The sequence below is a fragment of the Saccharothrix longispora genome (assembly GCF_030852425.1).
Taxonomy (GTDB): domain Bacteria; phylum Actinomycetota; class Actinomycetes; order Mycobacteriales; family Pseudonocardiaceae; genus Actinosynnema; species Actinosynnema longispora.
In genome coordinates, this window is the sequence record NZ_NSDM01000036.1 from 1 (window position 1) to 25,829 (window position 25,829).

28 protein-coding genes are annotated in these 25,829 nt (G+C 73.7%); 13 read left to right on the top strand and 15 right to left on the bottom strand.

Annotation, left to right across the window (positions count from 1 at the left end):
• The first annotated feature begins 263 nt into the window (after positions 1–263).
• Complete coding sequence (locus tag CKY47_RS36465; protein WP_306750950.1) at positions 264–1,142, top strand: ABC transporter ATP-binding protein; 879 nt, start codon at positions 264–266, stop codon at positions 1,140–1,142.
• Positions 1,139–2,209 carry an ABC transporter permease gene (locus tag CKY47_RS36470; RefSeq protein ID WP_306750951.1) on the top strand — a complete coding sequence of 357 codons (1,071 nt, stop codon included), beginning with the start codon at positions 1,139–1,141 and terminating at the stop codon, positions 2,207–2,209. Before CKY47_RS36465 ends, CKY47_RS36470 begins: the two co-directional genes overlap by 4 nt.
• Before the next feature lie 77 nt (positions 2,210–2,286).
• Here the strand turns inward: CKY47_RS36470 and CKY47_RS36475 are convergent, their stop codons facing one another.
• Positions 2,287–2,871 (bottom strand): snapalysin family zinc-dependent metalloprotease, encoded by a 585-nt coding sequence (locus tag CKY47_RS36475; RefSeq protein ID WP_306750952.1) that lies wholly within the window; start codon positions 2,869–2,871, stop codon positions 2,287–2,289.
• A gap of 216 nt (positions 2,872–3,087) precedes the next feature.
• On the bottom strand, positions 3,088–3,807 hold the full coding sequence (locus tag CKY47_RS36480; protein WP_306750953.1) for an alpha/beta fold hydrolase: 720 nt from the start codon (positions 3,805–3,807) through the stop codon (positions 3,088–3,090).
• Between the two features lie 135 nt (positions 3,808–3,942).
• Between CKY47_RS36480 and CKY47_RS36485 the strand changes: the two genes are divergently transcribed.
• Positions 3,943–4,401 (top strand): MarR family winged helix-turn-helix transcriptional regulator, encoded by a 459-nt coding sequence (locus CKY47_RS36485; protein WP_306750954.1) that lies wholly within the window; start codon positions 3,943–3,945, stop codon positions 4,399–4,401.
• Positions 4,402–4,568: 167 nt separating this feature from the next.
• Here CKY47_RS36485 and CKY47_RS36490 read toward each other — a convergent pair whose 3' ends face one another.
• Positions 4,569–5,024: a MarR family winged helix-turn-helix transcriptional regulator gene (locus CKY47_RS36490; RefSeq protein ID WP_306750955.1), complete on the bottom strand. Its 456-nt coding sequence runs from the start codon at positions 5,022–5,024 to the stop codon at positions 4,569–4,571.
• 74 nt (positions 5,025–5,098) lie between these two features.
• On the opposite strand from CKY47_RS36490, the gene CKY47_RS36495 reads away from it, so the two are divergent.
• The gene (locus CKY47_RS36495; RefSeq protein WP_306750956.1) at positions 5,099–7,117 is read left to right on the top strand and encodes an MMPL family transporter; all 2,019 of its coding nucleotides are present in this window, start codon (positions 5,099–5,101) and stop codon (positions 7,115–7,117) included.
• Positions 7,118–7,120: 3 nt separating this feature from the next.
• On the opposite strand, the gene CKY47_RS36500 is transcribed toward CKY47_RS36495, so the two are convergent.
• On the bottom strand, positions 7,121–7,492 hold the full coding sequence (locus CKY47_RS36500) for a hypothetical protein (protein WP_306750957.1): 372 nt from the start codon (positions 7,490–7,492) through the stop codon (positions 7,121–7,123).
• Between the two features lie 194 nt (positions 7,493–7,686).
• Here CKY47_RS36500 and CKY47_RS36505 point away from each other — a divergent pair, with 194 nt between their 5' ends.
• From CKY47_RS36505 to CKY47_RS36520, 4 genes are all read left to right on the top strand, one after another.
• On the top strand, positions 7,687–8,421 hold the full coding sequence (locus CKY47_RS36505) for an SDR family oxidoreductase (protein ID WP_306750958.1): 735 nt from the start codon (positions 7,687–7,689) through the stop codon (positions 8,419–8,421).
• The gene (gene sigJ, locus CKY47_RS36510) at positions 8,418–9,308 is read left to right on the top strand and encodes an RNA polymerase sigma factor SigJ (protein ID WP_306750959.1); all 891 of its coding nucleotides are present in this window, start codon (positions 8,418–8,420) and stop codon (positions 9,306–9,308) included. Before CKY47_RS36505 ends, sigJ begins: the two co-directional genes overlap by 4 nt.
• A gap of 96 nt (positions 9,309–9,404) precedes the next feature.
• Complete coding sequence (locus tag CKY47_RS36515; RefSeq protein ID WP_306750960.1) at positions 9,405–10,079, top strand: TetR/AcrR family transcriptional regulator; 675 nt, start codon at positions 9,405–9,407, stop codon at positions 10,077–10,079.
• A 76-nt stretch (positions 10,080–10,155) separates the two neighbouring features.
• Complete coding sequence (locus CKY47_RS36520) at positions 10,156–11,376, top strand: cytochrome P450 (protein ID WP_306750961.1); 1,221 nt, start codon at positions 10,156–10,158, stop codon at positions 11,374–11,376.
• A 78-nt stretch (positions 11,377–11,454) separates the two neighbouring features.
• Here CKY47_RS36520 and CKY47_RS36525 read toward each other — a convergent pair whose 3' ends face one another.
• Positions 11,455–11,937 (bottom strand): MarR family winged helix-turn-helix transcriptional regulator, encoded by a 483-nt coding sequence (locus tag CKY47_RS36525; protein ID WP_306750962.1) that lies wholly within the window; start codon positions 11,935–11,937, stop codon positions 11,455–11,457.
• A 101-nt stretch (positions 11,938–12,038) separates the two neighbouring features.
• On the opposite strand from CKY47_RS36525, the gene CKY47_RS36530 reads away from it, so the two are divergent.
• Entirely contained in the window at positions 12,039–12,590 is a 552-nt protein-coding gene (locus tag CKY47_RS36530) for a carboxymuconolactone decarboxylase family protein (RefSeq protein ID WP_306750976.1), read from the top strand.
• Between the two features lie 7 nt (positions 12,591–12,597).
• Here the strand turns inward: CKY47_RS36530 and CKY47_RS36535 are convergent, their stop codons facing one another.
• Positions 12,598–13,527 (bottom strand): alpha/beta hydrolase, encoded by a 930-nt coding sequence (locus CKY47_RS36535; RefSeq protein WP_306750963.1) that lies wholly within the window; start codon positions 13,525–13,527, stop codon positions 12,598–12,600.
• Positions 13,528–13,732: 205 nt separating this feature from the next.
• On the opposite strand from CKY47_RS36535, the gene CKY47_RS36540 reads away from it, so the two are divergent.
• Positions 13,733–13,981, top strand: coding sequence for a hypothetical protein (locus CKY47_RS36540; RefSeq protein ID WP_306750964.1), 249 nt, complete (start codon positions 13,733–13,735; stop codon positions 13,979–13,981).
• A 149-nt stretch (positions 13,982–14,130) separates the two neighbouring features.
• Here CKY47_RS36540 and CKY47_RS36545 read toward each other — a convergent pair whose 3' ends face one another.
• The 5 genes from CKY47_RS36545 to CKY47_RS36565 form a co-directional block, all read right to left on the bottom strand.
• Positions 14,131–14,631 carry a DUF6292 family protein gene (locus CKY47_RS36545; protein WP_306750965.1) on the bottom strand — a complete coding sequence of 167 codons (501 nt, stop codon included), beginning with the start codon at positions 14,629–14,631 and terminating at the stop codon, positions 14,131–14,133.
• A gap of 77 nt (positions 14,632–14,708) precedes the next feature.
• Positions 14,709–14,870, bottom strand: coding sequence for a hypothetical protein (locus CKY47_RS36550; protein ID WP_306750966.1), 162 nt, complete (start codon positions 14,868–14,870; stop codon positions 14,709–14,711).
• A 174-nt stretch (positions 14,871–15,044) separates the two neighbouring features.
• Complete coding sequence (locus tag CKY47_RS36555) at positions 15,045–15,941, bottom strand: aminoglycoside phosphotransferase family protein (protein ID WP_306750967.1); 897 nt, start codon at positions 15,939–15,941, stop codon at positions 15,045–15,047.
• Positions 15,942–16,018: 77 nt separating this feature from the next.
• Entirely contained in the window at positions 16,019–17,473 is a 1,455-nt protein-coding gene (locus CKY47_RS36560; protein ID WP_306750968.1) for a DUF1996 domain-containing protein, read from the bottom strand.
• A gap of 211 nt (positions 17,474–17,684) precedes the next feature.
• Positions 17,685–18,512 carry a poly(ethylene terephthalate) hydrolase family protein gene (locus tag CKY47_RS36565; RefSeq protein WP_306750977.1) on the bottom strand — a complete coding sequence of 276 codons (828 nt, stop codon included), beginning with the start codon at positions 18,510–18,512 and terminating at the stop codon, positions 17,685–17,687.
• 269 nt (positions 18,513–18,781) lie between these two features.
• On the opposite strand from CKY47_RS36565, the gene CKY47_RS36570 reads away from it, so the two are divergent.
• Positions 18,782–21,223: a helix-turn-helix transcriptional regulator gene (locus tag CKY47_RS36570; protein WP_306750969.1), complete on the top strand. Its 2,442-nt coding sequence runs from the start codon at positions 18,782–18,784 to the stop codon at positions 21,221–21,223.
• Between the two features lie 359 nt (positions 21,224–21,582).
• Here CKY47_RS36570 and CKY47_RS36575 read toward each other — a convergent pair whose 3' ends face one another.
• From CKY47_RS36575 to CKY47_RS36585, 3 genes are read right to left on the bottom strand one after another with little or no spacing between them, the layout of a single operon-like run.
• Positions 21,583–21,807: a hypothetical protein gene (locus CKY47_RS36575; protein WP_306750970.1), complete on the bottom strand. Its 225-nt coding sequence runs from the start codon at positions 21,805–21,807 to the stop codon at positions 21,583–21,585.
• Positions 21,804–23,171, bottom strand: a complete 1,368-nt coding sequence (locus tag CKY47_RS36580) for a sensor histidine kinase (protein ID WP_306750971.1) — start codon at positions 23,169–23,171, stop codon at positions 21,804–21,806. The genes CKY47_RS36575 and CKY47_RS36580 overlap by 4 nt, the downstream gene beginning before the upstream one ends.
• Positions 23,168–23,851, bottom strand: a complete 684-nt coding sequence (locus tag CKY47_RS36585) for a response regulator (RefSeq protein ID WP_306750972.1) — start codon at positions 23,849–23,851, stop codon at positions 23,168–23,170. Before CKY47_RS36585 ends, CKY47_RS36580 begins: the two co-directional genes overlap by 4 nt.
• 173 nt (positions 23,852–24,024) lie before the next feature.
• Here CKY47_RS36585 and CKY47_RS36590 point away from each other — a divergent pair, with 173 nt between their 5' ends.
• Entirely contained in the window at positions 24,025–24,213 is a 189-nt protein-coding gene (locus CKY47_RS36590) for a hypothetical protein (protein WP_306750973.1), read from the top strand.
• Between the two features lie 214 nt (positions 24,214–24,427).
• Here the strand turns inward: CKY47_RS36590 and CKY47_RS36595 are convergent, their stop codons facing one another.
• Positions 24,428–24,826 carry an MmcQ/YjbR family DNA-binding protein gene (locus CKY47_RS36595; RefSeq protein WP_306750974.1) on the bottom strand — a complete coding sequence of 133 codons (399 nt, stop codon included), beginning with the start codon at positions 24,824–24,826 and terminating at the stop codon, positions 24,428–24,430.
• Between the two features lie 203 nt (positions 24,827–25,029).
• Here CKY47_RS36595 and CKY47_RS36600 point away from each other — a divergent pair.
• A partial coding sequence (locus tag CKY47_RS36600; RefSeq protein WP_306750975.1) for a hypothetical protein occupies positions 25,030–25,829 on the top strand: 800 nt, incomplete at its 3' end.

Below are 25,829 nucleotides of genomic sequence, written 5' to 3' on the forward strand. Positions count from 1 at the left end.
ACGCCCGCAGCGATGCCTCGGTCTCGACGACGGCGGCGAACACACCATCGTCGGAGAGCAGCGCGGGCGACACGTCCATGAATCCAGGCTATTCGAACACCAGTTCCCATTTCATCACTTGATCAGGTGAAACAGCACGGCCACCCACCGCTCTCGTCGAGATGGCCGTCCTCCGGGACGACCAGGACGTCCTCGCGGAGGATCACCCAGGTGGGTCTTGCGGAGGACGCGATCGGGTGACGTGACCGCATAGCGTGATCAGCGTGTTGACAGTGACTGCGATCAGCCGGAGCTTCGGGGACCACCGGGTGCTCCACGACGTCTCCTTCGACGTGAAACCGGGCCGGATGACCGGGTTCCTCGGCGCGAACGGGTCCGGCAAGACCACCACCATGCGGATCGTGCTGGGCGTCCTCGGCGCGCACGGCGGCGAGGTGCGCTGGCGCGGTGAGCGGATCACGGCCGCGAACAGGCCCCAGTTCGGGTACATGCCCGAGGAGCGGGGGCTGTACCCGAAGATGGCGATCGGCGAGCAGGTCGGCTGGCTCGGCCGCCTGCACGGCCTGGACCGCGCCACCGCGCGTGCCAACACCGACCGGCTGCTGGACCAGCTCGGCCTGGCCGAGCGGTCCGGCGACCTGCTCGAAGCGCTGTCGCTGGGCAACCAGCAGCGCGTGCAGATCGCCGCCGCCCTGGTGCACGACCCCGAGGTGCTGGTGCTGGACGAGCCGTTCTCCGGCCTGGACCCGCTGGCCGTGGAAGTCGTGCTGGACGTGCTGCGCGCCCGCGCGGCGCGCGGTGCGCCGGTGCTGTTCTCCAGTCACCAGCTCGCGCTCGTCGAGCAGCTCTGCGACGACGTCGTGATCATCTCCAAGGGTCGGGTCACCGCCGCCGGCAGCCGCGACGAGCTGCGCGCCCGCTACGGCGCCCGCCGCTTCGAGGTGGTCGTCGACACCGACGCGGGCTGGCTGCGCGACGTGCCCGGCGTCCGCGTCGTCGACCTCGACGGTCCGCGCGCCGTCTTCGAGCTGGACACCGCGGACGACCAGGACGTGCTGCGCGCCGCCCTGGACCGCGGCGCCGTGCGCAGCTTCACCCCGGTCGTACCCACGCTCGACGAGATCTTCAAGGAGGCGGCGTGAGCATCCCGTTCACCGCGGCGGCCCGGCTGGTCGCCGAACGCGAGGTCAAGGTCCTGGTCCGCACGAAGGGCTTCTGGATCGGGTTCGCCGTCGTCGTGCTCGGCCTGTTCGCCCTCACCGTGCTGCCGAAGCTGTTCGACACCCCCGACTCGGTCGCCGCGGTCGGCGGCGACACCGCGAAGGTGCTGACCGCCGCGGGCTTCGAGGTGCGCGAGGTGGCCGACCGGGCGGAAGCCGAGGAGCTGGTGCGCGCCGACGAGGTCGAGGCGGCCGTCGTGCCCGACGGGTCGTCCGACGGCGTGCGGGTGGTCGCCCTGACCGAACCGCCGACCGACGTGCTCACCGCCCTGGTCACCACACCACCGGTGGACCTGCTCGAACCGGCCGACGTCTCGTCCGGCGAGCGCCAGTTGGTGATCATGGTCTTCGCCCTGGTGTTCCTCATGTTCGGCATGGGCGGCGCGGCCATCGCGCAGAGCACGGTGACCGAGAAGCAGACCCGCATCGTCGAGATCCTGGTGTCCACGATCCCGGTGCGCGCCATGCTGGCGGGCAAGATCGCCGGGCACGCGCTGCTCACCGTGGGGCAGGTGGTGGTGCTCGCGCTGGTCACGCCCATCGCGCTGCGCATCGGGGGTCAGGCCGAGCTGCTCGCCGTCGTGGCGCCCGCCCTGGGGTGGTTCGTCCCGTTCATGGTGTTCGGGTTCGTGCTGCTGGCCTCGGTGTGGGCCGTCGCCGGGTCCCTGGTCAGCCGCCAGGAGGACCTGGGCTCCAGCATGGGCCTGGTCGTGATGCTGGTGATGATGCCGTACTTCGGCGTGATGTTCTTCTCCGACAACCCGACCGTGCTGGGCGTGCTGTCGTACGTGCCGTTCTCGTCGGCGGTCGCCATGCCGGTCCGCGTGTTCACCGGCTCGGCCGCGGTGTGGGAGGGCCTGCTGTCGCTGGGCGTGCTGGCCGCGTCCGTGGTCGGGGTCGTGCTGCTGGCCTCGCGCCTGTACGAGGGGTCCCTCATGCGCACCGGCGGCAAGGTGTCGCTGGCCAAGGCGTGGGCCAAGGCCGACTGACGGGGAGAAGCCGGGGGGAGTGGTCGGGGGAGTGCCCGCGGGGCGGTGTGGTGCCACCGCCCCGCGGGTGTCGGTCGTCAGTACACGAAGCACTCGACGGCCGAGGCCGAGTAGCCCGCGGTCCGGACGTCCGACAGGGCGGCCGACCCGGCGAAGCGGCGGTCGACCTCGGCGCGCTCGGCGGCGTTCGGCAGGTCGTTCTTGCACGCGATGGGCGCGCTCGAACCGGACATCAGGTCGGCGCACAGGCCCGTCCGCCGGTCCGGCAGGCCGAGGATGTGGCCGATCTCGTGGGTGGAGATGCGGGGCCGGTAGTAGCCCTGCTGGACCGCCTGGCGTCCCATGTAGACGGTGCCGTTGCCGAGCGACGTCACGTAGGCGCGGGGCCAGCCGTTGTCCGCCAGGATGCGGATGTTGACCGTCGAACCGGTCGTCCGCTTGACCAGCCGGACGTTGGTGACGGACTTGTTCCAGTTCGCGGCGGCGGTGTCCCAGTCCGCCGCGAACTCCTGGGCCTGGCTGGTGTCGTAGTACAGGGTGCGCGCCAGCACCTGCACGTCGTCGGCCACCGGGGCGGCCGAGGCGGGCCCGGCCACCGCGACCAGCGGTGACAGCAGACCCAGCACGAGCACTGCGACACGCGCGACCTTGCGCACGAGCATGATGTTCTCCTTGGGGGCAGGGAAGTCCGGGGAGCCGATGACAGGGGAGGCTCCCGCGCTACCCAAACAACCAGTCCCCGGTGGTGGCCGGGAAGCCCCCGAAGGTAGGGTCCCTGCCCGCCCGGCGGGTTCGCGGCCGTGTCGCCGCTGCCGTCCGGGGGTGGTCGCCCGTCCACGCCGCGCTCGTGGGGTGGACGGGCGACCGGGGTGGTCGGGTCAGGCGACGGCTCGGACCGCCGCCAGGACCAGGGCCGCCACCTCGTCGGGGCGGGAGACGGCGATGGCGTGCGAGCCCCGCACCTCGACGGTGGTGGCGCCGAGGCGCTTCGCGGCGGCGCGCTGGGAGTCCGGGTGGATCGCGTTGTCCTCGGTGGCGACGGCGAACCAGGACGGGAGGGTCTTCCACGCCGGCTCGACGGCCAGCGGCTCGGCCAGGGCGCGGGCCGCGATCGGGCGCTGGGTCGCGGCGGCCGTCGCGGTGAACTCGGCCGGCAGGTCGGCGGCGAAGACGCTCGGGAAGGCGTCGCGCCGGATGGTGAACTCGGTGTCGGTGCCCTCGCCGTCGGGGAACTGCTGCGGCGCGAGGGACGTGCCCAGTTCGACCGGCGGGAACGACTCGACCGAGCCCAGGGCGCTCTCGCCGGTGTCGATGCCGAACGACGCCACGTAGACCAGGGCCTTCACGTTGGGCGCCTTGGCGCCCGCGTGGGTGATGACCGGGCCGCCGTAGGAGTGGCCGACCAGCACGACCGGCCCGTCGACCTGGCCCACGACGGCCGCCACGTAGTCGCCGTCGTGGGCCAGGCCGCGCAGCGGGTTGCTCACCGCGATCGCGTCCACGCCTTCGGCGCGCAGCCGGTCGATGACGTGGCTCCAGCTGGAGCCGTCCGCGAACGCGCCGTGGACCAGGATCGCGGTGGGGGTGTTGTCGCTCATCGTTCTTCTCCTCCTGTGGTAGGGCTGGTGTCACATAAGCTAGTGCCCAAGTAACTTGTGCACAAGTTACTTGTGTAGTGACCAATGGCACACGTGACATCATGGGTGTCCGGAGAACGACGAGAGGAGTCCGCGATGGACGTGCCACCGCTGGAACGGGGATCGGCCGTGGACGATCTGCTGTGCTTCGCCCTCTACGCCGCGTCCCGCGCGGTCACCGCCGCCTACCGGCCCCTGTTGCAGGACCTGGGCCTGACCTACCCGCAGTACCTGGTCATGCTCGCCCTGTGGGACCGGGAAGAGCCGATGCCGGTCAAGGACCTCGGTGACGCCCTGCAGTTGGACTACGGCACCCTGACGCCGCTGCTCAAGCGCCTGGAGGCGGCGGGCCTGGTCACGCGCCGGCGCCGGGCGGACGACGAGCGGTCGGTCCTGGTGGGGCTGACCGACGAGGGTCGGGCGCTGCGGGGTTCGACCGGGGGCATCACCACGTCCATCGGGGCGGCGATGGGGCTGCCCGAGGTCGAGGTGGACCGGTTGCGCGAGTCGCTGCGCCACCTGGCGGCCAACGTCGCCGCGCACAACGCGCGCTGATCGCCCGCGGCCCGGACGCCCCGCTGCGCGTCCCGGGTCGCGCGTCGTCCGCTGGTGGCGCCGCGCGCGGCCCCGTCGGCCGGCAGGCGCCGCGCCCCGGGCGTCACCGGATTTCCCGCAGCGGATGAATTTTGTTCGGTCCTACCCCTTCGCGCACGTGGCGGCGGTCACGGGTCGAGTCCGCCGCGCACGGCCACCGTGGCGTCGATGCTCGCGGCCAGGAACCGCGCCACGACCTCCTTCTCCCGGTCGTCGAACCCGGCCCACGCGGCGGTGAACGCCTCGTTGAGCGGCTCGAAGAACGCGCGCCCCAGGTCGAGCGCCTTGGGGTGCACGCGCAGTTCGACCTTGCGCCGGTCGTGCGGGCTGCGCGTGCGCTCGACGTGGCCGGACGCCTCCAGCCGGTCCAGGACGGACGTGGTCGCCGACGCACTCAGGTGCATCGCCTCGGCCAGCTTCCCCGGTGACATCGGCTCGCCGCTCCACCGCGCGTCCATGATCACGGCCAGCGCGTTGAGGTCCGTGCGGTGCATGCCCTGCCGGTCGCCGAAGATCTCCGCGAACCGGTCGGTCTCGACCGTGAGTTGCCGGAGCAACCTGACCAGCGCCGAGTTGTCGGCCATCCACCCTCCCATTAGCATTTCGACGATCGAACTATCCGACCGCCGAAGTACGTAGTACCGGAGGACATTCTGCCGTGAGCGCAAGCCCCTCTCGTGCCCGCTGGTTGCTCCCGGCGCTCGTCGCCGTCGCCTGGCTCGCGCTCGGCGGCGTGTCCGGGCCGTTCGCGGGCAAGCTCAGCGAGGTCTCGACCAACGACAGCACGGCGTTCCTGCCCGCGTCCGCCGAGGCCACCGAGGTGTCCGAACGGGTGAAGTCGTTCGGCGACGCCCGCGGCCTGCCCGCCGTCGTGGTGGCCGAGCGCACCTCCGGCCTCACCCAGGCCGACCGCGACTACCTGGGCGGCCTGGACCTCCCCGGCGAGGCGTCCCCGGTCATCCCGTCGCAGCGGGACGACCAGGCCGCGCAGGTCGTGGTCCTGGTGGACCCGGAGGACCCGGCCGGGGCGGTCGACGGGATCCGCGCCCGGCTCACGTCCCCGCCCGACGGGTTGACGGTGCTGGTCGCCGGTCCCGCCGCGCAGGTCGCGGACCTGAAGGAAGCCTTCGGCGGCATCGACGGACTGCTGCTGCTCGTCGCGGGCGCGGTCGTCGCGGTGATCCTGGTCCTCGTCTACCGCAGCCCGCTGCTGCCGTTCGTCGTGCTGCTGTCCGGCGTGTTCGCGCTGGGCCTCGCGAGCCTCGCGGTGTACCTGCTGGCGGACGGCGGCGTGCTCGACCTCAACGGCCAGAGCCAGGGCATCCTGTTCATCCTCGTGTTCGGCGCGGCCACGGACTACGCGCTGCTGCTCGTGTCGAGGTTCCGCGAGGAGCTGCGCGACACCGAGGACAGGTTCACCGCGATGCGGACGGCGTGGCGCGCCACCATCGAGCCCATCGCCGCCTCCGCGGGCACGGTCGTGCTCGGCGTGCTGTGTCTGCTGTTCAGCGACCTGAACTCGAACAAGGGCCTCGGCCCGGTCGCCGCCATCGGCATCGGCGCGGCGTTCCTCGCCTCGGTCACGTTCCTGCCCGCCGCGCTCGTGCTGCTCGGCCGCTCCGCCTTCTGGCCGCTGCGCCCGAAGCTCGGCTCCCCGCACCCCGAGGCGAGCGGCCTGTGGTCGCGGATCGCGAAGGTGATCTCCGCCCGGCCGCGCGCGACGTGGGTGATCACCACCCTGGTGCTGCTGGTCGGCGTCGCGTTCGTGCCGCAGCTCCAGGCGTCCGGCACGGCCCAGTCCGACGTGTTCCTCACCGACGTCGACTCGGTCGCCGGCCAGGAGGTGCTGTCCCGGCACTTCCCGGGCGGCACCGGCGCGCCGACCGTCGTGCTGGCCCGCTCCGCGGCGGCGCAGCGGGTGACGGCGGCGGCGCAGGACGTGGACGGCGTGTCGTCGGTGCGGCCCGCCGGGGAGGCGGACGACCTGGTGCGCCTCGACGTGGTGCTGGACGACCCGGCCGACTCCGAGGCCGCGGTGGCCACCGTGCAGCGGCTGCGCGAGGCCGTGCGTGCGGTGCCCGACGCCGACGCGAAGGTCGGCGGACCCACCGCCACGCAGCTGGACACGCAGAACACCTCCGAGCGCGACCGCCTGGTCATCATCCCGATCGTGCTCGTGGTGATCTTCCTGGTGCTGGCGCTGCTGCTGCGGTCGCTGCTCGCGCCGCTGCTGCTGATCGCCACCGTGGTGCTGTCGTTCGGCGCGACCATGGGCGTCTCCGCACTGGTGTTCAACGGGATCTTCGACTTCCCCGGCGCGGACCCGGTGGTGCCGCTGTTCGGGTTCGTGTTCCTGGTGGCGCTGGGGATCGACTACAACATCTTCCTGATGACGCGGGTGCGCGAGGAGGCGGCCTCGATCGGCACGCGGGAGGGCGTGCTGCGCGGCCTCACCATCACCGGCGGCGTGATCACCTCGGCGGGCGTGGTGCTGGCGGCCACGTTCTCCGCACTGGCCGTGCTGCCCATCCTGTTCCTCGCGCAGATCGCGTTCATCGTGGCGTTCGGCGTGCTGCTGGACACGTTCGTGGTGCGGTCGCTGCTCGTGCCCGCGCTGGGCGTGGACCTCGGCCGGCGCATCTGGTGGCCGTCGAAGCTGGCCCGCGGGAAGGAGTGACGGTCACGTCTGGGGCCACATCGCGTAGATGAGGTCGTCCTCGCCGACGCACACCACCTGCGGCAGCTGCCCCTCGGGGACCTGGTTGCAGGACATGCCGGCGACGACCAGCGGCGGCAGGCCGGTCCTCGGGTCCCGGCGCTCGGCGTAGTAGTCGGCCAGGACCGCGCCGGCCTCGTCGCAGCCCAGTCGGCCGGACGGGGTCTCGACCACGACGGCGAGCATGTCCTTGCCGAGCGCACCGGTGAACGGCTGGTCGCAGTACTGGGCCGGCGCGCCCTCGTCGATCGCCGGGATCGGCAGGGGCGTCGGCCCGGTGGTGTCCTCCGCCGGGGCGGTCGTGGTGGCGGCAGTGGTGGTAGTGGTGGTGGTCACGCTCCCTCCGCCCGTGCCTGTGCCCGTGACGGCGGTGGAACAGCCCGTGGCCAGGGCGAGCAGTGCGACGGCGACCGCGATCCTCATGATCGGGGATTCGCCCTGTCCGGGTGATCCGTTACGCGTCGTGTCACAGCGGGCGGCGCCGGGTCGTCCTGGTTCCGGCGAGGTTCCCATGGACGTGAGGACGCATGATGAGGATCGCGGTTGCGGGCGGCACCGGCGTGGTCGGGCGGAAGGTCGTCGAGGAGGTGGCGCGGGCCGGGCACGAGGCCGTCGTGCTCAGCCGTGCGGGCGGGGTCGACCTGACCACCGGCGCGGGCCTGGACGCGGCGCTGACCGGGTGCGAGGCGGTGATCGACGTGTCCAACACGGCGGTGTGGACGCGGGAGGAGGCCGAGCGGTTCTTCGGCGACGTCACGACGCACCTGCTCGACGCGTCGGCCCGCGCCGGGGTCCGGCACCTGGTGGTGCTGTCGATCGTCGGCGCGGACGAGGTCGACCTGGACTACTACTACGGCAAGCGCCGCCAGGAGGAGCTGGTCACCGCCGGGACGGTGCCGTGGACGGTGCTGCGGGCCACCCAGTTCTTCGAGTTCGCCGCCCAGGTGCTGGCGAACGCCGAGGGGCCGGTGGCGCGGGTGCCCGCGATGTTGTCGCAGCCGGTGTCCACGGTCGAGGTCGCGGCCCGGCTGGTCGGATTGGCCGAGGGCGGGCCGCAGGGGTTCGCCACGCCGATCGCCGGTCCCGAGCGGATCACGCTCGCCGACATGGCCCGCCGCCTGGTCGCGCGGCGCGGTGGCGCGCTGACCGTCGAGGAGGTCGGGGGCGGACCGGACGGGCTCGCCACCGGTGGCCTCGTGCCGCGGGGCGAGTACCTGGAGGGCGAGCGGACGTTCGACGGGTACCTGGACTCGGTGCGGCCGTGACGGGGCCCGTCGCGGACCGGCAGGCCGAGTTGGCCGCCGAGTACACCCGCGTGCGGCAGCGGCTCGTCGGCGTCGCCTACTCGCTCGTCGGCACGGTCGCCGAGGCGCAGGACGTGGTGTCGGACTCCTGGTTGCGACTGGTCGAGGCGGACGCCCGCGAGCCGGTCCGCGACGTGGAGGCGTGGGCGGTGGTGGCGGTGGCGCGGCGCGCGGTGGACGTGCTGCGCTCCGCCCGGGTGCGGCGCGAGGAGTACGTCGGCCCGTGGCTGCCCGAACCCGTCGTGGACGCCGACCCGGCCGACCGGGTCACGCTCGACGAGAGCGTCAGCTTCGCGCTGATGGTGGTGCTGGAGACGCTGACCCCGGCCGAGCGCACGACGTGGGTGCTGCACGAGGTGTTCGGCGTGCCGTTCCCGGAGATCGCCGCGATCGTCGGCCGCACCCCGGCGGCGGTGCGCCAACTCGCCGTCCGGGCCCGCGCCCACGTCTCGGCGGGCGCGCCCCGCGTCGACGTGGCCACCGCCGAGCACCGGCGGGCGACGTCGACGTTCCTGCGCGCCGTGGCCGACGGCGACCTGTCCGCGCTGCTGACCGTCCTGGACCCGGACGTGGTGCTGACCAGCGACGGCGGCGGCATCCCCGGTGTGGCCCGCCGGCCGGTCCGCGGCCCGGACCACGTGGGCCGCTTCCTGCTGGGCGTCCGCCGCAAGATGGCGCCGGGGGAGCGCCTCGTCCCCGTGGTCGTCAACGGCGGCCCCGGGTTCGCGGTGACGACCGGCCCGACGACCCGCTTCGTCGGCGCGGTGACCCTGGCCGGGGGACGCGTGCGGCGCGTGGACATCGTGGTGGCGCCGGCCAAGCTGCCGTCGGCGCTGGAGGTGGGTTAAAGCAGTTGCTTGACTCGGTCCGCCCGTCCGGTTTGACTGGTGCGCCGACGGGGGTGACTCGGAGGTGGCGCACGTGGGGCGGACCGAGGGGCGCCGGTGGTGACGGAGGTCGGCGGCACTCCGCGCGCCGACCGGGTCGGCGCCACCCGGCTCCGGCTCCTGACCGCGGCGGAGCGGCTGTTCGCCGAGCAGGGCCTGTACGCGGTGTCGAACCGGCAGATCAGCGCCGCCGCCGGGCAGGGCAACAACGCCGCCGTCGGCTACCACTTCGGCACCAAGGCCGACCTCGTGCGCGCCGTCGTGCGCCGGCACACCGCGCCGATCGAGGCGCTGCGCCGGGCGATGGTCGAGGAGGTCGCCGACCCGACCGACCTGCGCGCCTGGGTGGACTGCCTGGTCCGACCTGTCGCGGCGCACCTGGCCTCGCTCGGCGGCCCCACGTGGTTCGCCCGGTTCAGCGCGCAGGTGGTGACCGACCCCGCCTTCCGGGGCGTCGTGGCCGAGGAGTCCCTGGCCGAGCCCTCCCTGCTCCACGTCCTCGACGCGCTGCGCGAGTGCCTGCCCGACCTGCCCGCCGACGTGCTGGCCGACCGTGCCCACATGGTCCGCCACCTCGTGGTGCACGTCTTCGCCGAGCGCGAGCGCGCGCTCGCCGAGGGGGGCGACACGCCGCGGTCCACCTGGGACGAGGCCGCGACCGGACTCGTCGACGCCATCACCGGGCTGTGGACCGCCCCGCCGGGCGGGGTCGTGGCTGGCGCGCCTGATTAAATCAATTGCTTGACTTAGATTTCGCGTCCCGATTGACTGCCCACGAGATCACCACTCGACGCCGAGGAGGTCCGCGGTGGGCCACGACACCGACGAACAGGCTCTGCACTACCCCTTCACCGTCCCGGCGGCGCTCGAACCGCCCGCCGAGTGGGCGACGCTGCGCCGGGAGTGCCCGGTCGCGCGGGTGACGCTGCCGAGCGGGGACGCGGCGTCGCTGGTCACCCGCTACGACGACGTGAAGAAGGTGCTGGCCGACCCGCGGTTCAACCGGCCGATGCCCGCGAACGAGGGGGCGCGCGTCTCCGAGGACGAGTCCGGCGGCGTGTTCAACAGCGACATGGCGGCCACCATCCCGCAGAGCGGCGAGGGCCACCTGCTGTGGCGGCGCCTGCTCAACCGGTGGTTCACCGTCAAGCGGATGAACGCCCTGCGGCCGGAGATCGAGGCCATGGCGGACCGGCTGGTCGACGAGATGGTCGGGCACGGGCAGCCCGCCGACCTCAAGGCCGCCTTCGCCTTCCCGCTGCCGGTGTGGGTCATCTGCACGATGCTCGGCGTCCCCGACTCGGACCGGCAGGACTTCGCCCGCTGGTCCGACACCCTGCTCAGCATGACCCGCTACACGCAGGAGGAGATCGGCGCGGCGCAGGCCGAGTTCGTGGCCTACATGGGCGGCCACGTGGCGGCCAAGCGCGCCGAGCCCGGTGACGACATCCTCAGTGAGCTGATCACCAGCACCGACGCCGAGGGCACGGCCATGCCCGACGGCGTGCTGGTGGCCACCGGCATGGCCCTGCTGGTCGCCGGGCACGAGACCACCGCGAACATGATCGCCAAGGTGGTGGCGCTGCTGCTGGCCGACCGGTCCCGCTGGGAGTCGCTGCTGGCGGACCGGGCGCTGGTGCGCCCCGCCGTGGAGGAGGCGCTGCGGACCGACGTCAACGCCGGGTTCGGCATGCTGCGCTACCTCGACGAGGACTTCGAGGTCGGCGGCGCCGTGCTGCCGGCGGGCACGACCGTGGTGTGCAGCATGGCCGCCGCCAACCGCGACGACGCCGCGTTCGAGCGGGCCGCGGAGGTGGACCTGACGCGCAGCCCGAACCCGCACCTGTCCTTCGGCGCGGGCGCGCACTCGTGCCTCGGTCAGGCGCTCGCCCGCACCGAGCTCCAGGTCGCGCTCGACGTGCTGCTGCGCCGGTTGCCCGGCCTGCGGCTTGCCGGCCCGGCGGACGGGCTGCGGCCGGTGGAGGGACTGCTCGTCGGCGGCCTGCGGGAACTCCCGGTCACCTGGTGAACCCCCGCCCGGAACGGGAGCCGGTCCGGTGCGGTGACCGGCGGTTCGACGTGCCGCGGTTCGGGGAGGTCGCCGCGGTCAGGCCCCGAACCAGGTCGGCGCGTCGAGCCGGAAGTGGTCGCCGGGCACCACCGTCCGCAGGCCCTGCTCCAGGTCGCGCAGGCGTTCCTCGCCCAGCACGTCCGCCCACCGCGCCCGCAGCGACTCCATGACCGCTGCCGACCGCGCGAGCACGTCGTGCCCGCGCGCGGTGAGGCGGACGTGCTTGCGCCGGGCGTCGACCGGGTCGTCCACCCGCTCGACGTAGCCCAGGCCCGCCAGCCGGTCCACGGTCTTGCCCGCGGCCTGCTTCGACACGCCCAGGCGCCGGCCCAGCTCGCCCGCGGTCACACCCGCCCCGCCGACGGCCTGGAGCGCGAAGCCGTGGGCCGGGCGCAGGTCGGGGTGGCCCTGCCGCGCCAGCTCGGCGTGCACCTCGTCGATGAACGCCCGGAAGCCCGCGAACAGCAGCAACGGGAGCATGAAGCCCTGCGGGGCCTCGCCCGCCGGCTCAGCGCGCATTGTCAAACTCGACAACCTGGTTTACCTTTTCGTCAACCACGTTGACCAGTTTAGGGCGCGGTCCGCCGCGTCACCCCACGAGGAGCCCCGTGCGCGAGTCCGTGTTCGTCGACCACACCCCCGAGACCGCCCCGCCCGCCTCCCGCCGGGCGATGGCGGGCGTCACCGACAGGATGGGTTACCTGCCCGCCCCGGTGGCCCGCCTCGCCGCGTCACCGCAACTGCTCGACGGGTTCCTCGGGATCAGCGCGCGCTTCGAGGCCACCACCCTCGACCCGCTCGCCCGCGAGGTCGTCGTCCTCACCGTCGCGACCCGCAACGGCTGCGAGGTCTGCGTCGCCCTGCACACCGCCACGCTGACCGCGCTGGGCGCGGAGCCGGACCTGATCGCGGCACTGCGGGAGCGGCGTCCCCTGGTGGACGGGCGGCTGGAGGCCGTCCGGGTGTTCACGCTGGAGGTCCTCGCCACCGCCGGAGCCGTGGCCGACGACGTGCTCGACGACTTCCTCGCGGCGGGCCACACCGCCCGGAACGCCCTGGAGGTCGTCCTCGGCATCGGCGCCTACACCACGTCCACCCTGGCCAACCGGCTCACCGGTGCGCCGCTGGACGAGCGGCTCGCGCCCTTCGCCTGGCACGGGCACGCGGGCTGAAACCGGCTCAGCCCCGGGTGGCCCGCGCGACGTGCCGCGCGATGAGCGCGTAGCTCTCCCGGGCCAGGTCGGCGCGACCCACGTCGTAGCCGTGGTCGGCGTCCGGCACGTCCCGGTGCTCCAGCAGCGCGCCCACCCTCCGCAGGCGTTCCGCGTACCGCGCGCCCTCCGCGTGCAACCGGTCGTGCGCGGGGGTGATGACCAGCGCCGGGGCGATCCCGGTGAGGTCGGCGGTGTCGGCGGCGCCCGCGGGGGAGACCAGGCGGTCGGCACGGGCGGCCCGGTCCGGCAGGTAGGCGCCGTCGAACACCTCGCCCATCCACGGGCGCAGCATCGGCTTGGCGATGGTCGAGGTCTTGTCCCGGCCCGGCGTGGACAGGTCGAGCGCCGGGTAGTGCAGCACCTGCGCGGCGATCGCGGGACCGCCCCGCTCCAGGGCCAGTCGCGCCACCGCCGCGGCGAGCGAACCGCCCGCGCTCTGGCCGCCGACGGTGAGCCGCCCGCCGTCCCAGCCGTGCTCCGCGCCGTGCTCGGCGACCCACCGGACCACCTCGTACGCCTGGTGGGGCGGCGCGGGGAACCGGTGCTGCGGCGCGACGGCGTAGTCGACGTTGACGACCACGACACCGGCCTCGGCGGCCAGGTAGCGGCACAGCGGGTCGTCCAGCCACACGCCCGGCATGACGAAGCCGCCGCCGTGGAAGTTGACGTGCACGGGCGGCGGTCGCTGCGCGTCCGCGGGGCGGTGGACGACGACGGGCGCGGGCGCGACCGAGGTGGGCACGGTGATGGTGGTCGTGCGACCGGGGAACTCCGGGAAGACCGCCGCGGTGCGCTTCGCCACCCGGCCCGCGGTGGCCGTGACCAGGACCTGCATGGCCCGTGCGAGGACGGCCGCCACCCGTGGCCTGCCGAGGATCGACATGTCTTCCTCCATCGCGCCCACCCGCACCGCGGTCGGCACGATTGTGGCGCACGCGCCCGGCCCGGCCCGGCCGGCGTCCGGTCGGGATCGGTCCGAGGGGGTGGGGTGGGGTATCGTCGGTTCGCGGGGAACACCTGATGTCGGCACTCGGCCGACGCGGTCCCCGCCGAGTTCCGGTCCCGGTGCAGCACGGCCGGTCGGAGACGGGAGCACCGGCTTGTCGCCGGATCAAACGCTCGTGGGGCACGACCCCCTGCACTTCACGTCGACCGGTGAGCGACGTCCCCCGGTGAACTTCGCCGAGGTGCGCGCCGCCGCGGACCAGGCGGAAGCGGTCCAGCGCACCCGTGCCGCGCACACCGTGGCGGACAACGCGATCGACGTCGACGACTGCCGCGAACTGCTGTCCATGCTCGGGTTGAACTCCCGCGCCAACGCCCGGGTGGGCCGCTCACGCGTGCTGTGACCGGCTCCCGCCCGTCGGCACGAGCCGGGCGCGGACCAGCCCCGGCCCGGTGTCACGGGTGCGGAGCCGCGCGCCGGTCCGGACAACGGTGTCCTCCCGGCCGCGAACGGCCGGGTGTCCACCGGTGGAGCGGGTGACGCGCGCCGCGGTCAGGCCCCGCCCGAGTCCGCGAGCGGGAACGTCCTGAGAGGACGGTCCGGGGGCGGCCACGCGCCCACGCGCCACTCCATGCGCTCGGCCAGGGCCGCGCGGTCCAGCCGCCGCGGCGCCACCACCGGCGCACCGGCCCGCCGTGCCGCCGAACCGGCCACCAGGCGGGCGACCGCCTCGGGGTGCGGCACCGGGTCGTCGCCGCCGCGGGCCAGCAGGACCGGCGACTCGCCCGGGTCGGTCTCCACCGACACCGACCAGCCGTGCCGCTCGTCCCACACCAGCATCAGGTCCCGGCCGGGGTGCTCGGGCGCCTGCTGGCCCAGTGCCAGGTAGGCGGTGATCGTGTCGGTGACCTCGAACGTCGTGCCGTCCGCCGGGACGCCCACCGCGACCGCCACGGCCCGCACGTACTCGCGCAGGGCACGGGTCAGCGCCTGGGTGTGATCGGGGTTCGGGTCGACCGGCCGCGTTGCCGGTTCCTCGCGCTGTGCGGGCACGACGTACAACCTCCGAGCCGGTTGGGCGGGGAGCGGTCGCGCCCCGCCTGCCGCGTTCCGAGCTGCCGGGGGGCGGGTCACGGGGTGAGGCCGGTCCTCGGGGTGCCCTCCGGGGCGTCGTCCGGCTCGCGGAAGAGGTCCGTGTACGTGCGCTGCGCGTCGTCACGGGGCCCGCTGCGCTGCTGGGTCGTGTGCGCCTCGGGGTGGCTGAACAGGTCGTTCGCCGCTGTTGCGGTCATGGTTGCCGACTTTCTCCGCACCGTGCGCGCGTTCCCGGCCGAGGCTGTGCTCGGGGCGTGGAGCGCGGGGCGCGAGGGATGTTCGGGTGCGCGAAGGCGCGACCTCGATGGCACCACCCTACCCCGGACGGACCCGAAAAGCGCGGCGGACGTGTCGAAGGGGACTTCGGCGCGTCACGCGCGGTCCGCGAGCACGCGCCGCACGACCCGCCGGTGCCCGTCGCCGTCCTCGTCCCGCTCCAGCGCCGCCACCAGTGAGATCAGCGCCTTCCACAGCGCCCAGCCGCGCCCGCGCGCCCACGTGGCGGCGTCCAGGTCGAGCGTGCGGCGGAACGCGTCCCGGGCGTCACCGGACAGCGCCGTCCAGGCGATCACCACGTCGCACGCCGGGTCGCCCACGCCGGACGTTCCGAAGTCGATGACGGCGCTCAGCCGGCCGTCGCTGACCAGCAGGTTGCCGAGGGCGACGTCGCCGTGGAACCAGACGGGGCGGTCCCGCCAGGCCGTCGCGGTGGCCTCGTCCCAGGTCGTGAGCACCTCGTCCCGGGGCACCTCCGCGCCCAGCGCCTCGACGGCGGCGAACAGCTCGTCCCCGTACGCGGTCACCGGCGCGCCGCGGTGGAAGTTGTGCTCGCCCGGTGCGGGGCCGCCGGTCGCGTCGACCCGCCGCAGCGCCACCAGGAACCGCGCGAGGTCGGTGGCGAACGTCGTGGCGTCGCCCATCCCCGCCACCAGCGCCGGTCGCCCGTCGAGCCACCGGTGGACCGACCACGGGTACGGGTAGCCGTGCTCCGGCACGCCGCGCGCCACCGGCGTCGGCACGGGCAGCGGGAGTTCCGGCGCGAGCACCGGAAGCCAGCGCTGCTCCTTGTCCACCTGCAGGGCGTACCAGTCGCCGCTGGGCAGGCGCACGGTCAGCCCGTCGCCGAGCCGGAAGGTCCGGTTGTCCCACCCGTCGAGGTCGACCGGCCGCACCGGCAGTCCGGCCCACCTCGGGAACTGGCTGTCCACCAACCGCCGCGCGAGCCGCGCGTCGATCTCGACCGTGCCCTGGTACCCGGGGTATCGCACCGGCCCAGCATCGACGCGCCGCCGCCGGGCCGCACCCGATTTTCGGGGCGACCCGGCGGCGGCGCGAGGAGTTGTCGTCACTCCCGGCAGGTCTTGCCGCGGTTCACGCACCACACCAGGCGGTTCATGATCCGCTGGTTCATGACGTTGGCGAAGTCGTCGTGGTCGCTGAACGGGTTGTGGCTCTCCTGCGGGAACGAGTCCACCGCGTACTGGCCGTTGACCTGGACGTCGCGGGGGATGTCGTAGGTCAGCGAGATCCGCAGCTGCGGCACGGCCTTGAAGCCCCGCGCGCACTTCCCGGTGGCCGGGTCGGGGTACACGATGTGCGTGCGGTGGTTGGCGCTGTCGGTGTTCCTGCCGTCCCAGCAGCTCGGGAAGTCGTGCAGGCGCTTGACCTTCGAGCCCTCGGGGCAGATCACGTACGTCTGGAGCTGCACCTTGTCCTCGAAGCCGGTGCAGGTCCACGAGGCGCGGGCGTTCGCCGGTCCGTTCGTGGACACCTTGGCGTCGCCGTAGAGGACGCGCAGGAACTTCGGCATCGCGCGGACCTTGCCCACCGGGCTGCCGCGGAAGGTCAGCTCCACCTTCTCCGGGCGCTGGATCTCGCCGAGGTTGCCGGGCAGTTCGTTGGCGTGGTCGGCGTGCGCGCCCGCCTGGGCGTCGGCCGGGTCCTCCTTCTCGCTGTTCTCGGAGCCGTCGCCGATGGGGGAGGGCTGGTCGGGTTGCTTGATGGCGCACGGCGCGAGCGCGCCGAAGTCCACCGGCTGCACGCCGGGCTTGGCGACCGCCTGGGTGAGGCGGTCGAGCGCCTGCTTGCGCTGCTCGGTCAGCGGCCCCAGCACCTCGGCGTCGACCGCGGTCGAGCCGGGCAGCCGCTTCTCGGCGTCCTCGGTGACCTGCTCGACCTGGGCGAGCGCCTCGTCGACCTGCGGCTGCGCCTCCTCGGGCACCTCCTCGTCGATCTTGCTGGCCACGTCGGGGCACTGCACGCGCGGCTCTTCCTTGATCTGCTCGTCGGCCGCCTTCTGCTGCTCCTGCTGCGCCTGGGCCTGCGGGTCGACGGGGTTCGCCACCTCGGCGTCGCCCTTGTCGATGCGCAGCACCGGCCAGAAGTAGGTGGACTTGTCGCCGTTGCGGCACGTGGTGCCCGCCGCGAGCAGGCTCTGGTTGGTCGACTCGGCGTTGGTCGACAGGTTGCCGACGTAGTCGTGCAGGTGCTGCGCGCCGTGCGCGACACCGGGCTGCGCGATGAAGTTGTCGCTGTTGAAGTGGCCGTTCTCGTTGCGGCCGCAGCTCACCGTGAAGGTGCCCCGTGACGCCTGGCGCTGCTTCTTCACCGCCTTCACGTTGGGCTGCACCGTGGTGATGTCGACGAACTGCGACTTGTCCACACCGTCGGCGGACGCCGCGTCGTCACCACCCGAGGCAGTGAGCACGACGACGGAGCCGGCGGTGACCACCAGCGCCGCGCCGAGCGTGGCGATCTTCGTCCTGCGGGAGATGCGGTGTCTCCCACCGGTCATCGTCATTTCGATCTCACCTCAGTCGTCCGGCGGTGGGGACGACATCGGTAGGCCGTCCCACGGTGGCATACGGACGGTGGTGGTACCGCAGCCCAACCGAGTTCGCGGCGTTATCGTTCCGTTATGTTCATGGTGTGCGGGTCGACCCCTGAAACGGGGCCGTGACCAGCACGGCGGAGCGGCTCCTGCCCGGAGGCCGCTCCGCCGCGGTCACCGATCAGGAGTGGGGACAGGTGTCGCGGTACTCCTCGATCAGGGTGCTGCGGCCCGGTGCCGGGCACAGGAACTGGTCGTAGCGGGTGTCGTTGTCGACGAAGCGCTTGAGCCAGGAGATGCTGTACTTCGCCACGGTCGTGTTCGCCGACGTCGGGGCCGAGTGGCTCGCGCTGTTCAACTCCAGGTACGCCTTGTCCGGCGCGGACGTGAGGCTGGTGTAGAACGGCTCCGAGTGGGACGAGACCGGGGCCACGCTGTCGCTCTCCGCGCCGATGATCATGGTGGGCACGCGGACCGTGGACCAGGACTTCGTGCCGTGCCACGGGGTCAGCGGGATCGCGGCCTGCAACGCCGGCCGGGTGCGGCTCGCGGCCAGGGAACCGCCGCCGCCCATCGAGTGCCCCATCACCGACAACCGGGTCGCGTCGACGCGGGTGCGTACCGAGCTGGTCCGGGTCAGGTAGTCCAGCGCCGCCAGCAGCTGCGCGCCGCGGCTGTCGGGCTGGTCCAGCGTCGACAGGGTGTCGATGGTGATCACCACGAAGCCCTGGGACGCCAGGCGCGGGCCGAACCACGACACGCTCGACTGGGACGCGGTGAAACCGGGGGAGATGGCGACCGCGCCGAACGTGCCCTCGGCCGTGCTGGTCGGGTAGTAGATCGTGCCGCCGCCGAACCCGCTCACCGAGGAGCGGGAGACGGTGGTGGTCGCCGTGGCGAACGGGCCGCGGGCGGCCTCGACGCTCGCCGTGGTGGGCGCCGGACCGCGCTCGTAGGGGTTGGCGGCGGCCTGGGCCGGTGCCGAGAGACCGGTCAGGACCAGGGCCATCGCCGGGATCGCGTAGATCACGTTGCGGAGTCGCACTGTGTGGAACACCTCGCTCGTGCAGGGATGCAGGGGATGCAGGGGGTCGTGCGTGCGGCGGTGCGGGGCGACCACGACGTTCCGGCACCCGGCCGGGCACGCGCATCGGCACACCTGCCAGTTCCCGGCCCCGCGGACCGCAACACCCCGGGGCGGGCTATCGGTGCATCCACCGCGCGCACACCGGTCGGTCGGCCCTAGCGCCGCCGCACGGCACCTGGCAGAAAGGAGGCATGCTGCGCGGACGCGACCGGCAGCGCGTCGCCGTGGACGCGGTGCTCGACCGCGCCCGCGCCGGCCGGGGCGGCGTGCTGGTGCTGCACGGCGAGGCCGGGTCCGGCCGGACGTCGCTGCTGCGCGCGGCGCGGCACGCGGCGGCGGACTTCACGCCCGACTCGCGGCGCACCCTGCTGTGCGTGGACGACGCGCACCGACTCGACCTGACCTGGCTGCTCGACGTGCTCCCGGAACTGGAGGACGAGCCGGTCGCGGTGCTCGTCGCCGCCGACCGCCCGCTGCCCGGCCTGCCCGGCGTGGAGGTCGACCCGCTGGACCACGCCACCAGCGTCCGGGTGCTGCGCGACCTGCTCCCCGGCCTGCCCGGTGAGCTGGCGGACGACGTGGCCCGCACGGCGTGCGGCAACCCGCTGGCGCTGGTCGAGCTGGCCAGGTCGCTGACCAGCGCCCAGCTCGGCGGCGCCGAGCCGCCACCGGACGTGCTGCCGCCTGGCAGCACCTCGCGGGCGAGGCTGCGCGCCCGCTTCGACGCCCTCACCCCCGACGCCCGGCGCGCGCTGGGCCTGGTGCTGGTGGACGACGAGCTGGACGTGGACACCCTCGTGCGGCTGCCCGGCCTGTCCGTCGCGGCGGTGCAGGAGGCCGCGGCGCTGATGGACCCGCGCCCGCTCGTGCGGTCCACGCTGGTCGCCGAACTCCCGCTGGCCGAGCGCTACGAGGCGCACGCCGCGCTCGCCGGGTCCCTGCCCGACGGTCCGCGCCGGACGTGGCACCGCGCGGTGCTCGCGGCGGGGCCGCGGGACGGGCAGGCCGACGTGCTGGCCGAGGCCGCCGCGCGGGCCCGCGACCGGGGCGACTTCGCCGCCGCCGCCCGCGACCACCAGCGCGCCGCCACCCTGACCACGGCGCCGGACCTCCGCGCGCGCCGCCTGCTGTCCGCGGCGGCCGACCACTGGCGGCGCGGCCTGCCGCACCGCGCCCGGACGATCCTGCGCGAGGCGGTGCCGCTGTCCGACCACGCCGAGCCGCGCGCGCTGGCCGACCTGGTGCGCGGCGGCATCGAGGTCGGCAACGGCTTGCCCGACGTGGCCGCGCGCCGGTTGCTGCGCGCCGCCGGCGAGCTGGTCGGCGCGAACCGGGGCCTCGCCGTCACCGCCCTGGGATTCGCGGGCGAGGCCGCGGCCGTCGCGGGCGACCACGTGCTGCACGCCGAGATCGCCGACCTGGCCGTCGCCTGGCGCACCGCCGACGAACCCGCGGAGTCCCGGCTCACGCTCGACCACCTGATCGGCACCGCCGCCAGCTACGCCGGGCGGCACGACGAGGCGCTGCCCGCGCTGCGCTCGGTCGTGGAGCTGGCCGAGCGCCTGCCCGACGCGAAGTCCAAGATCTGGGGCGGGCACGCGGCCTACGTGCTCGGCGACGCGGCGAAGGCGCACGCGCTGGCCGACCGGGGCGTCACGGCGGCCCGCGAGAGCGGCCTGACCACCCTCGTGCCGTGGGCGCTGACCTACCGCGCGCTGGCCGCGCTCATGGTGGACCAGCACGAACTCGCGCTGACCGCCGCGTTCGAGGGCGTGCACGCCGCGACCGCCGCCGGGCAGCACAACGCCGTCGCAGACCACCTGATGGTGCTCGCCCTGCTCGCCGCCCTGCGCGGTGACGCCGACACCGCCCTGCACCGCATCGACGCCGCCGCCGACCAGGTCCGCCAACGCGGTCTGGGCCGGTCCGGCACCGTCGGCGCGTGGGCGTCCACGTGCGTCGACCTGACCCGCGACCGCCCGGCCGACGCGCTGCGCCGCATGCGGACGGCGTCCGTGCGGGGCGTGCACGCGGGCATCCGCGCCCTGGCCGCACCGGACATCGTGGAGGCCGCCGTCCGCAGCGGCCACCCGGACACCGCGGACCGCGCCCTGCACCGCTACGAGAAGTGGGCGCACAGCACGGGCACCGCGTCCCGGGTGGCCCTCTCGCACCGCTGCCGCGCGCTGATCTCCGACGGCCCCGGCGCCGACGAGCACTTCACCGAGGCGATCCGGCTGCACCAGGTCGGCGGCACCCCGCTGGAACTGGCCAAGACCGAGCTGTTCTACGCCAACCGCCTGCGCCGCAACCGCAAACCGCGCCAGGCGCGCGAACTCCTGCACGACGCCGTCCACCACTTCGAGCACTACGAGGCCGACCACTGGGCCGACCGCGCGCGAGCCGAACTCCGCGCCACCGGCGAACCGGCCGAGGGCCCCACCGGCTCCCGGGTGGCCGACCTGACCCCGCAGCAGCGCCAGATCGCCCACCTGGTGGCCGAGGGCGCCACGAACCGCGAGGTGGCCGAACGCCTGTTCCTCAGCAGGCGCACCGTCGAGCACCACCTGCGCAACATCTTCACCCGCCTGGACATCCGGTCCCGGGTGGAGCTGGTCAAGTTCCTGGACTGAGCCCCGCGCGCCGGTCGCGCACAGCGACCGCACACCGGTCCGACAGCCCGTTCGCAGGCGCCGACTTACCTCGTGGGCGGGTGCGCCGTGGGTGCGCCGCAGGAGCCGGCCGGGCGCCGGCACGGCCGTCGTGCACGCGGCGGGTGACGAGTCGTCCGACACCGCGCGGAGCGGGACGCGTGGTGGTGGCACGACGGGCGGTGCGCCCGGTGGCGGGACGGGATGGGACGGATGGCCTGATGTCGGCGCTGCACGGCGAGTACGTCGTGTCCGGTGGTGCCGGCGGCTACACCACGCGGGGTGTCGGCGAACCCGTCGACGCCGCACGGGAATCCCGTTCCGCGCGTTCGACGTTCCCGTCACCCCGCGGTGGTGGCCGTCGGTGCCGGGGACGGCGTGGACGGGGGCGCCGTGGACGGGGGCGCCGTGGTCTGCGTCGGCTCGGGCAGTTGCGTCACGGTCGGCGTGGGCACCGGGTTGTGCGACGTGGTGGACAGCGGCTGCGGCTCGTCCTGCGCGGTCACCCCGCACCCCGTCAGCGCACCGACGACCACCACCAGGAACACCGCCACCGCGCGTCTCACCGCTCGGCCTCGGGGATCTCCACCACGAACCGCGCGCCGCCACCGGGCCGCTCGACCACGTGCACGGTGCCGCCGTGCCGCTGCACGTGCTGCGCCACCAGCGCCAGCCCGAGCCCGCTGCCGGTGTCCGCCCCCCGCGACCCCGCCCGCGTGCCGCGGTCGAACCGCTCGAAGATCCGCGTCCGCGCGTCCGGCGCCACGCCCGGTCCCGTGTCGTCGACCTCCAGCACGGCCAGCCCGCCGCGCCGCAGCACGGCCACCCGCACCGCGCCGCCCGCGTGCCGCTCGGCGTTGTCCACCAGGTTGCTCACCACCCGGTCGAGCCGGCGGCGGTCGCCCAGCACGTGCGGCGCGGGCGAGGCCAGCTCCAACGGCACCGGCGGGCCCGGCCGGGCCGCCAGCACGTTCACCACCAGCGACCCCAGGTCGATCGCCTCCAGCGTCGGGCCGTCCTCCTGGTCGGCCCGCGAGATCTCCAGCAGGTCCACCACCATCCGCGCGAACCGATCCACCTCGGACGTCAGCAGGTCCACCGCGCGGCCCGCCGTGCCCGGGATCTCGGCCCGCCTGCGGCGCAGCACCTCGGACGCGTTCACCATCGTCGTCAACGGCGAGCGCAGCTCGTGGCTGACGTCGCCCGCGAACCGCGCGTCCCGCAGCACCCGCTGCTCCAGCGCGTCCGCCGTCGAGTTGAACGTCGCCGCCAACGGCGTCAGGTCCGGGTCCGTCTGCGCCGGCAGCCGTGCCTTGAGGTCACCGCCCGCGATCCGCGACGCGGCGTTCGTCAGCTGCGTCAACGGCCGCAGCGCCCGCCGACCCGCCCACGACCCGAGCGCCACGCCCAGCAGGCCGCTCGCCACGGTCGCCGCGACCAGCACCGCGCTGAGGAAGCGGAACGTCCGGTCGAGCTGCAGCATCGGCGCGACCTCCACGTACACGCCGTCGGCGTTCGTGATCGGCAGCGTCACCGCGTACACCGGCATGTCGCCCACGATCAGCCGCTGCCCGGCGGGCACGCCCGCGCGCCCCAGGTCCAGCAGCTCGCGCGGCAGCACCGCCGGGTCGACCTGCCGGCCCCCGGTGAGCACCTGGCCCGGCCGGAACAGCAGGATCGTCGTGTCCGGACCGGCGGTGAGGCCCTTGAGCAACTCGTCCAGCCCTTCCGACCCGGTCCGCAGCGACTCGTCGACCAGCCGCACGTTCACCTCGGCCTGGCGCACCGCGCTCTGCTCGCGCTGCCGCAGCATGTACCCGGACGCCAGGTTCCACACGACCAGCGCCAGCACGCTCGTCAGCAGCAGCGACCCGACGCCCAGCACCACCGCGACCCGCCACCGCAGCGAGAACCGGTGCGCCCGGATCACCCCTCCACGTCCAACCGGTACCCGGCGCCGCGCACGGTCACGACCAGCGCCGGCTCGTCGGGGTCGTGCTCGACCTTGCGCCGCAGCCGGCGGACGTGCACGTCCAGCAGCCGCGTGTCGCCGAAGTAGTCGTAGCCCCACACGCGCTGGAGCAGCTGCTCGCGGGTCACGATCCGCCCCGCCGCCGTGGCCAGCTCCACCAGCAGCCGGAACTCGGTGCGCGTCAGGTGCACCTCGACGCCCGCCCGGTGCACCGAGCCGACGTCCGGCCGGATCTCCAGGTCGCCCGCGCGCAGCACCTCGTCCTGCCGACCGGGTCCGCGCCGCCGCAGCAGGGCGCGGATGCGCGCGGCCAGCACGCTCGCCACCAGCGGTTTGGTCACGTAGTCGTCGGCGCCCGCCTCCAGGCCCGCGATCACGTCGGCGGCGTCCGCGCGCGCCGTGACCACGATGATCGGCAGGTCGCCGCGCGCCCGCAGCGTGCGGCACACCTCAAGGCCGTCCACGCCGGGCAGCACCAGGTCGAGAAGCACCACATCGGGTTCCCCGTCGGCGAGCAGGACCAGCGCCTCCTCGCCCGACATCGCCTCCCGCACCTCGAAGCCCTCGTCGCCGAGGGCGAGTCCCAACGCCTGCCTGATGTGCTCGTCGTCCTCGACCAGCAGAACCGAGAAGTCCATGACGCCGCCGATCCTCCACCACCGGGACCGCCCGCGCAGCGATCGCAAGGTGATCGCAAGGTTGCCGAACACGGTTTCAGTCACAGTGGGGCTGCCGTGTGCCGACAATCGGGGCACGCGGCCGCGCCGACGCCCGCCGGCTCAGCCCGACCGAGAAAGCCGACCGCCCCGCCGTGACCGCGATCCCCGCCGACCACCACCCCGGTGCGCTGCTCCTGATCTGCGACGACTGCGGCAGGACGCACCCCGGGGGCGAACCGGCCACCGCCTGGCACGTGCTGTGGGCGCAGGCCGTCCGGGAGGGCTGGCGGGGCCGTGACCGGGCCGTCGGACCCCACCACTGCCGTCACTGCACCGGGTGATGTGCGGTCCGGCCCGCTCAGCCTGCGCGGGACCCCGCGAAGATCGCCACCAGCGTCATCCGCGCCCTGTCCCACCCCGAAGCCGTGATCCTCAGTGGTCGCCTGGTCCACCCACCCCGAACGCAGAACTCACAGCTCCTGAACGTACGACTCGCGCGACCTGAACGTACGACTCGCGCGAGAGCCGTACGTCCAAGACCCGCGAGTCGTACGTTCAGGTCGCGCGAGTCGTACGTTCAGGAGCCGTGAGTTCTGCGTTCGGGGGGTGGGTGGCCCAGTCGGGGGCTTCGGCCAGCAGGTCCTCCGGGGCGGACAGGCGCCACGCCTCGAAGACGAGCTCGGACAGCTCGACCAGGTCCACGCCGTCCAGGCGCACCACGACCCAGCCGAACCCGCCCGCCGTGAACTGCTCCTCGAACACGTCCGGCCGCTCGGCGACCAGGGCCCGCTGCTCGGACAGCGTCTGCTTGAGACCCACGGTGTCCGTGCGCGGCCAGTAGTAGCCGAACCGCTTGCCGCGCACGGTGAACGTCGTGTACTGGTCGCCCGTCGACCGTCCCACCTCGACGAGCGCGTCCACGACGCGGAAGAACTCATCAGCACGCACAGCCACCGCAGCCCCCGGTCGGTCCAAGGCCCAGGAGTATAGGTCGACGGCCCCGTGACAGGATTCGGCGGCCGACCGCCCGGAAGTGCCTCCGTTCGGATGTATCCAGGGCACGTTCGGCGCATCCGGATATCCGTGTGAACCGTTCCGGGTCACCGCACGTGTAGGAGGCGTACACCGATGATCGTCGTGAAGGGGCCGGCCCGGGGATGAGCAGCGCAGAGCACAACCGCGCGGAGCGGACGAGGCTGATCCGGATGCCTCAGCGACCCGACCAGCAGCGACCCGACCAGCAGCGCGTCGACACCTCTGTGGCGGCCCCGGCCACCCCGGCGGCCGACTGGGCCACGGGGTTGTTCAAGAAGCTCGACCCGCTGCCCAGCGGGCGCGAGCCGCTGCGCGTGGACGTGGTGGGCGGCGGCCCGGTCGGGTTGTCGTTCGCGTGCACGCTGCGGGCGATGATGGGTGACCAGGTGGTGATCCGCATCCACGACCGGCGGTGGAAGCGGCAGGGCAACAAGGTCGTGTGGTTGGGGCAGGCGGAGGGCAACTTCCGGCGTGAGCAGGTCGTGACGTTGCAGAGCAACGTGTGGTCGACCCTGCCGCACCAGGTGCGGCAGCGCCTGTTCGTCGACGGCCGGTTCGCCGAGATGTGGCCGCTGGGCCCGGACTCCCCGGAGGGGAAGGGCCGGCCGCGCAACATCAAGATCCGGTGGATCGAGGACGCGCTGCTGGAGATGGCGCAGGAGCTCTACGACATCGAGTTGGTCCCGGGCCGCTACGAGGTTCCCAAGGCGTTCGACGAGACGCACATCCTGGTGGTGGCGGATGGGGCGAACTCGCCGACCCGCGCGGCGTTGAAGGAGCACTTCGGCACGCCGGACCGCAACTTCTACTCGGTCGAGGGCGAGCAGTTGGTGGAGACGGTGCTGGGCATCCGGGTGCGGGGGAACTTCCCGGACGAGCACACGGTGCCGTTGACGGTGGGGCAGAACCGGTACCTGTTCAA